Origin of the sequence: Actibacterium sp. (assembly GCF_041584535.1) — a bacterium.
GTDB lineage: Bacteria > Pseudomonadota > Alphaproteobacteria > Rhodobacterales > Rhodobacteraceae > Actibacterium_D.
Window position 1 is genome coordinate 1 of sequence record NZ_JBFHDW010000154.1, and the last position, 6,423, is coordinate 6,423.

Here is a 6,423-nt window from a genome sequence, read left to right on the forward strand (position 1 = left end):
GGCGCCAAGATCATTCTCGGCCCGGTCCGGGCGCAATCGGCCAATGCGGTTGGCGTCGCGGTTTCGGGCCGCAACGTCAACGTTCTGAGCTTTTCCAACAGTTCCAGCATCGCGGGCGGCAACGTCTTCGTGCTGGGCCCGACCTTTGAGAACACCGCCGACCGTCTGGTTCGCTATGCCGCCGGTCAGGGGCTGGGCAACATGATGATCGTCAGCGAGCAGAACCTCGGGGGCGAGGTTGGCGCCGCCGCCATTCGGGGCGCTGCTGCCGCGTCGGGCGCGGCGGTCGTGGCGGAAAGCTCGTATGAATTCTCGCAAAACGGCGTGGTGCAGGCGATCCCGCAGATCGCTGAAGCCGCACGCAACTCGGGCGCGCAATCGGTGTTCTTTACCGCTGAAACCTCGGGCGCTTTGCCGCTGGTCACCCAGTTGCTGACCGATAACGGCATCAAGCCGTCGATCTATAAATTCCTTGGCCTGACGCGCTGGGATATCCCGGCATCGACCCTTGCCTTGCCCGGCGTTCAGAGCGGCTGGTTCGCCATGCCCGACCCGACGCTGAACCAGCGGTTCTCAAGCCGCTACGAGGCGGCCTTTGGATCGCAACCACACCCAATTGCCGGGTTGGCCTATGACGGGATCGCCGCAATCGGTGCTTTGGTCAGCCAGGGCAAGTCCGATGCTTTGACCAAGGCCGCCCTGACGCAGGGGGCTGGATTTGTCGGTGTAAACGGCATATTCCGGCTGCTGCCGAATGGCACGAACGAGCGCGGCCTTGCCGTTGCTGAAATCCGCGATAATCAGGTTTTTGTGATTGACCCTGCCCCAAGACACTTCGGCGGCGCTGGCTTCTGACCTCGGTCTGTCCCAGCCGCTGCATTCCCAGCCGTCGGATCTGATCCGCCCGGCCGAGGAAATCTTTGACCGTGCGGCCTATGCCGCCGCGTTGGAAACCGCCTTGAAGGGCGACAACGATCCGCGCGCGATCCGCGATGCGACGGTCAGGCTGCTGAACGAGTTTCGCAAGACCGGCAACGACGCGATTGCCGAGGGGTTCGCCAAGGATCCCTTTGCGGCGCGACGGGTGGTGCGGTCCTATGCCTATCTGACCGATTGCCTGATCCGCACCGTGCTGGACGTGGCAATGACCGTGCTGCACCCGCTGGCCACCCCCACCGAAGCCGAGAAAATCGCCGTGATGGCGGTGGGCGGCTATGGCCGGGCCGAGATGGCGCCGCATTCCGATGTCGATCTGCTGTTCCTGACGCCCTACAAGGTCACGCCCTGGGCCGAAAGCGTCATTGAATCGATGCTTTACATGCTGTGGGACCTGCATCTGAAGGTCGGCCATTCCAGCCGCACCGTCAAAGACTGCATCCGCCTTGGCCGCGAGGATTACACCATCCGCACCGCCATGCTGGAGCACCGGTTTCTGGCGGGCGACGACGGGCTTGCCGCCGAACTCAGACACCGGCTTTGGGATGAATTGTTCAGCGGCACTGCCGCCGAATTCATCGAGGCCAAGCTGACCGAGCGTTCGGAACGCCACCGCAAGCAGGGCGGCCAGCGCTATATGCTGGAACCCAACGTCAAGGAAGGCAAAGGCGGCCTGCGCGACCTGCAATCGCTGTTCTGGATCGCGAAATACGTGCATCGGGTGGATGACAGCTCGGCCCTGGTCAAGCTGGGCGTATTCACCCGCGAGGAATACGCCAACTTTGAGCGCGCCGAGAATTTCCTGTGGGCGGTGCGCTGTCACCTGCACCTGCTGGCCGGTCGCGCGATGGATCAGCTGACCTTTGACATGCAGGTCGAGGTCGCGGCGCGCATGGGCTATACCGATCATGGCGGCCGCCGCGCGGTCGAACATTTCATGCAGGACTATTTCCGCCACGCCACCCGCGTTGGCGAATTGACCCGCATCTTCCTGACCTCGCTGGAAGCCAGCCATGTGAAAACCGCGCCCAGCCTGATGGGCCTGCTGCGCCGTCGCCGCAAGGCCAAGGACGGCTATGCGATCGTCCATAACCGGCTTAGCATTTCTGACGAAAAGACCTTCTTTGTCGACAAGGTGAATATCCTGCGCCTGTTCGAAGAGGGCCTGCGCACCGGCATGTTGCTGCACCCCAATGCCATGCGTGCGGTCACCGCCAATCTGGGCCGGATCGACAACGCCCTGCGCGAGGACAAAGAGGCGCAGCGGATTTTCTTTGACCTGCTGCTGAAACACGGCAACCCCGAACGCGCCCTGCGCCGCATGGCCGAACTGGGCGTGCTTCAGGCGTTTATCCCCGAGTTCGAGCCGATCATCGCGATGATGCAGTTCAACGTCTATCACCACTACACGGTGGACGAGCACATCATCCAATGCATTTCGGTTCTGGCCCAGATCGAGCGCGGCGAGTTGCGGGAATCCCTGCCGGTGGCCAGCAAGATCCTCAAGGACGGGCTGAACCGCAAGGTGCTGTATACCGCGCTGTTGCTGCATGACATCGGCAAGGGCCGCCCCGAGGATCACTCGGTTCTGGGGGCGCAGATTGCCCGCAAAGTCACGCCACGTCTGGGCCTGAAACCCGAGGAATGCGAGACCGTCGAATGGCTGGTGCGCTATCACCTGCTGATGTCGGACGTGGCTCAGAAACGCGACATTTCCGACCCGCGCACCGTGCGCGACTTTGCCAAGCTGGTGAAAAGCAAGAAACGGCTGGACCTGCTGACCGTGCTGACGGTTTGTGACATTCGCGGCGTCGGCCCCGGTGTCTGGAACAACTGGAAAGCGCAACTGTTGCGCAATCTCTATAACCAGACCGAAGACGCGCTGGATAACGGCATCGAGGATCTGAACCGCGAAAAGCTGGAGACCGAATCCAAACGCGCCCTGCGCGAGGCCCTGCCCGATTGGGACAAGAAAGACCTGCGCGCCGAGACCAGCCGCCATTACGGCCCCTATTGGCAAGGCCTGCCCACCGATACGCAGGTCATCTTTGCCAATCTGCTGCGCGGGATCTCGGCCGACGAAATCCGCATCGACATGCATCTGGATGCCGACCGCGACGCCACCCGCGCCTGTTTCGCGTTGTCCGATCACCCGGGGATTTTCTCGCGGCTGGCCGGGGCGCTGGCGGTGGTTGGCGCCAACGTGGTCGATGCGCGCACCTATACGTCATCCGACGGCTATGCCACGGCGGTGTTCTGGATTCAGGATGCCGAAGGCGCACCTTACGAGGCCGCCCGCCTGCCGCGTCTGCGCGACACGATCATGAAAACCCTGATGGGCGAGGTGCTGCCGCGCGAACGCCTGAAAGACCGCGACAAGCTGTCGAAACGCGAGCGTGGCTTTCAGTTCCCGACCCATATCTCGTTCGATAACGAGGGCTCGGACATTTACACCATCATCGAGGTCGATACCCGCGACCGTCCCGGTCTGCTGTTCGATCTGACCCGGGTTCTGGCCCGCAACAACATCTATATCGCCTCGGCGGTGATCGCGACCTTCGGGGCGCAGGTGGTCGATACCTTCTACGTCAAGGACATGTTCGGGCTGAAACTGCATTCGAAGCAGAAACAGGCCGGGCTTGAGAAGAAACTGCGCGAATCCATCGAAAAAGGCGCGGAAAGGGCGCGCGGCTGATGTCCGCTCCGCGGTTGGTGTCCGGGTTTCTGACGGTCGGCGTCTGGACATTGGCCAGCCGGATTCTGGGCTTTGTCCGCGACATCATGATCGCCGCCTATCTGGGCTCGGGCCCGGTGGCCGAGGCATTCCTGATCGCCTTTTCCCTGCCCAACATGTTCCGCCGGTTCTTTGCCGAGGGCGCGTTCAACATGGCCTTCGTGCCGATGTTCTCGAAAAAAGTCGAGGCCGACGAGGACGCAATCGGCTTTGCCCGCGACGCCTATTCCGGGCTGACGGCGCTGTTGATCGTGTTCACGCTGTTGGCGCAATTGGTCATGCCGTGGCTGGTGCTGGCGATGGCGTCGGGCTTTGTCGCTGATGACCGGTTCGCGCTGGCCACTGGCTATGGTCGGGTGGCCTTTCCCTATATCCTGTTCATTTCGCTGGCGGCGCTGCTGTCGGGGGTGCTGAATTCGCTGGGCCGGTTCGTGGCCGCTGCCGCCGCGCCGGTGCTGCTGAACGTGCTGTTCATCGCGTCTATGGTGCTGGCCGGGCGGCTGGGCTGGCCGGTCGGAGACACGTTGATCTGGACCGTGCCCTTGGCGGGCATGGCGCAACTGGCGCTGGTGTGGACGGCGGCCTCGCGCGCCGGGTTCCGTCTGACGCTGCGCCGCCCGCGCCTGACGCCCGAGCTGAAACGGCTGGCGATCATCGCAGGACCCGCCGCGCTGGCCGGCGGCGTGGTGCAGGTGAACCTGCTGGTCGGTCGTCAGGTCGCCAGCTTTTTCGACGGTGCGATTGCGTGGCTGAACTATGCCGACCGGCTGTATCAATTGCCACTAGGCGTGGTCGGTATCGCCATCGGCGTGGTGCTGTTGCCCGATCTGTCACGGCGCTTGCGCGCTGGCGATCTGGCCGGTGGGCGCGATGCGTTCAACCGCGCGGGCGAGCTGTCTTTGGCCCTGACCATCCCCGCCGCAGCGGCGCTGATCGCCATTCCGGGCCCGCTGATCGGGGTGCTGTTCCAGCGCGGCGCCTTTGACGCCAGCGACACCGCCGCGACCGCCGCCGCCGTGGCGATCTACGGTCTGGGGCTGCCCGCCTTTGTGATGCAAAAGGTGCTGCAACCGCTGTTTTTCGCCCGCGAAGACACCAAGCGGCCGTTTTACTATGCGCTGATCTCGCTGGCGGTGAACGTGGTGGTCGCGGTCGGTCTGATCCCGGTTCTGGGCTATCTGGCGGCTGCCTTGGGCACCACTTTGGCCGGTTGGGCGATGGTGGCGGTGCTGTGGCGTGGGTCGCGCCGGATGGGCGAGGCCGCGCAACTGGACGCGCGGTTCAAGCGCCGCCTTGGCCGGATCATCCTCAGCTCGGCCCTGATGGCGGTGCTGCTGGTTGTTGCCGCCAGCGGGCTTGAGCCGTGGCTTGGCGCGGGCCGCATCCGCTATGGCGCGCTGGCGCTGTTGGTGGCGCTTGGGATCGTCAGCTATTTCGGGCTGGGCCACATTCTGGGTGCATTCCGCCTGTCCGAATTCCGCCGTGCCATGCGCCGCGGTTAACGCTGCTGCAACCGCGCCCGCAACCGGCGCCAGCCGCCGGGGCTGACAAGGATCGACAGGCCAAAGCCGGTAAAGAACCCGGCCAGATCGGCAACCCAGTCATTCGACCCACCAAACAGCAGCGTAAACAGCAACTGAATGCCCAACAGGAACCCGATCAGGGTGAAGGCGCCATAGCGGCTGTCGCCCTTGGCGGCCAGACTGACCGACATCAGGTAGGTGAACGCCCCGATCAGCCCATAAACCGCCGGATAGCCCCCCGCCAGCGGCCGCGCCTCGTCCAGCAACAGCCCATAAGCCGCCGCACCGACGATGGCCGAGGCGAAGAACACCAGCACCACCGCCCAAGGGCGCAGGATCTCGCCCACCATTTTGCCCAGCGCCAGAATGAACACGATCACGAACAGCGTCTGGGTAAAGCTGAAGCTGACAAACACATAGCTGACCATCCGCATCAGATCGCTGGCGGCGATGTCGCCTGTGGCCAGCATCCGGTCGAACAGGATGTCGTAAAAGCCGTAATCCTCGATCGCGGCGGTGCGCCAGCCGATGCCGCCCGGCCCTCCGGCAAACCCATAGCGCCCGGCGCTGAGCAGCAGCTCGACCAAGGCGATTGGCGTCGCCAGCAGCCAGACCACCGGCGGTAGCGGGTTAACTGGCGAATGATGCGAGGGATGTTGCATTGGGCTGCCTTTGGTTGACGGGCTTTGTCTGCATGGGTAAGCGAGGCGGACAGGAAATTCCAGACGGAGATATGCATCATGACGGAGGTGGTCCACACACCGCGCGTCTTTTCAGGCATCCAGCCCTCGGGCGGCCTGACCCTTGGCAACTATCTTGGCGCCCTGAAACGCTTTGCCCAAGCGCAGGATCAGGGCGGGATGCAGACGATCTATTGCATGGTCGATCTGCACGCGATCACCGTCTGGCAAGACCCGGCCGATCTGCGCCGCGCCACGCGCGAACTGGCAGCCGGGTTCATCGCCAGCGGCGTCGATCCCGAGAAATCCATCCTGTTCAACCAAAGCCAGGTGCCCGAGCACGCGCAACTGGCGTGGATCTTTAACTGCGTCGCCCGCATGGGCTGGATGCAGCGCATGACCCAGTGGAAGGACAAGTCCGGCAAGAACGCCCAGAACGCCTCATTGGGGCTGTTTGCCTATCCGGCGCTGATGGCGGCGGACATCCTGCTGTATCACGCCACCCATGTGCCCGTGGGCGAGGATCAGAAACAGCATGTCGAGCTGACCC

5 protein-coding genes are annotated in these 6,423 nt (G+C 63.5%); 4 read left to right on the forward strand and 1 reads right to left on the reverse strand.

The window, feature by feature from the left end:
* From ABYW26_RS08830 to murJ, 3 genes are all read left to right on the forward strand, one after another.
* A partial coding sequence (locus ABYW26_RS08830; RefSeq protein ID WP_372604416.1) for an ABC transporter substrate-binding protein occupies window positions 1–855 on the forward strand: 855 nt, incomplete at its 5' end.
* Window positions 815–3,631 carry a [protein-PII] uridylyltransferase gene (locus ABYW26_RS08835; RefSeq protein WP_372604417.1) on the forward strand — a complete coding sequence of 939 codons (2,817 nt, stop codon included), beginning with the start codon at window positions 815–817 and terminating at the stop codon, window positions 3,629–3,631. The genes ABYW26_RS08830 and ABYW26_RS08835, both read left to right, overlap by 41 nt.
* A complete protein-coding gene (gene murJ / locus ABYW26_RS08840; RefSeq protein ID WP_372604419.1) occupies window positions 3,631–5,172 on the forward strand; it encodes a murein biosynthesis integral membrane protein MurJ in 1,542 nt (513 codons plus the stop codon). Before ABYW26_RS08835 ends, murJ begins: the two co-directional genes overlap by 1 nt.
* On the opposite strand, the gene ABYW26_RS08845 is transcribed toward murJ, so the two are convergent.
* On the reverse strand, window positions 5,169–5,855 hold the full coding sequence (locus ABYW26_RS08845) for a rhomboid family intramembrane serine protease (protein WP_372604420.1): 687 nt from the start codon (window positions 5,853–5,855) through the stop codon (window positions 5,169–5,171). The genes murJ and ABYW26_RS08845 overlap by 4 nt on opposite strands.
* A gap of 78 nt (window positions 5,856–5,933) precedes the next feature.
* On the opposite strand from ABYW26_RS08845, the gene trpS reads away from it, so the two are divergent.
* A partial coding sequence (gene trpS, locus ABYW26_RS08850) for a tryptophan--tRNA ligase (RefSeq protein WP_372604422.1) occupies window positions 5,934–6,423 on the forward strand: 490 nt, incomplete at its 3' end.

What these genes read in the sequence shown, in the direction of transcription:
- murJ (WP_372604419.1), top strand. Translation starts at nt 3,631, where the DNA reads ATGTCCGCTCCGCGGTTGGTGTCCGGGTTTCTGACGGTCGGCGTCTGG.
- ABYW26_RS08845 (WP_372604420.1), bottom strand. Translation starts at nt 5,855, where the DNA reads ATGCAACATCCCTCGCATCATTCGCCAGTTAACCCGCTACCGCCGGTG.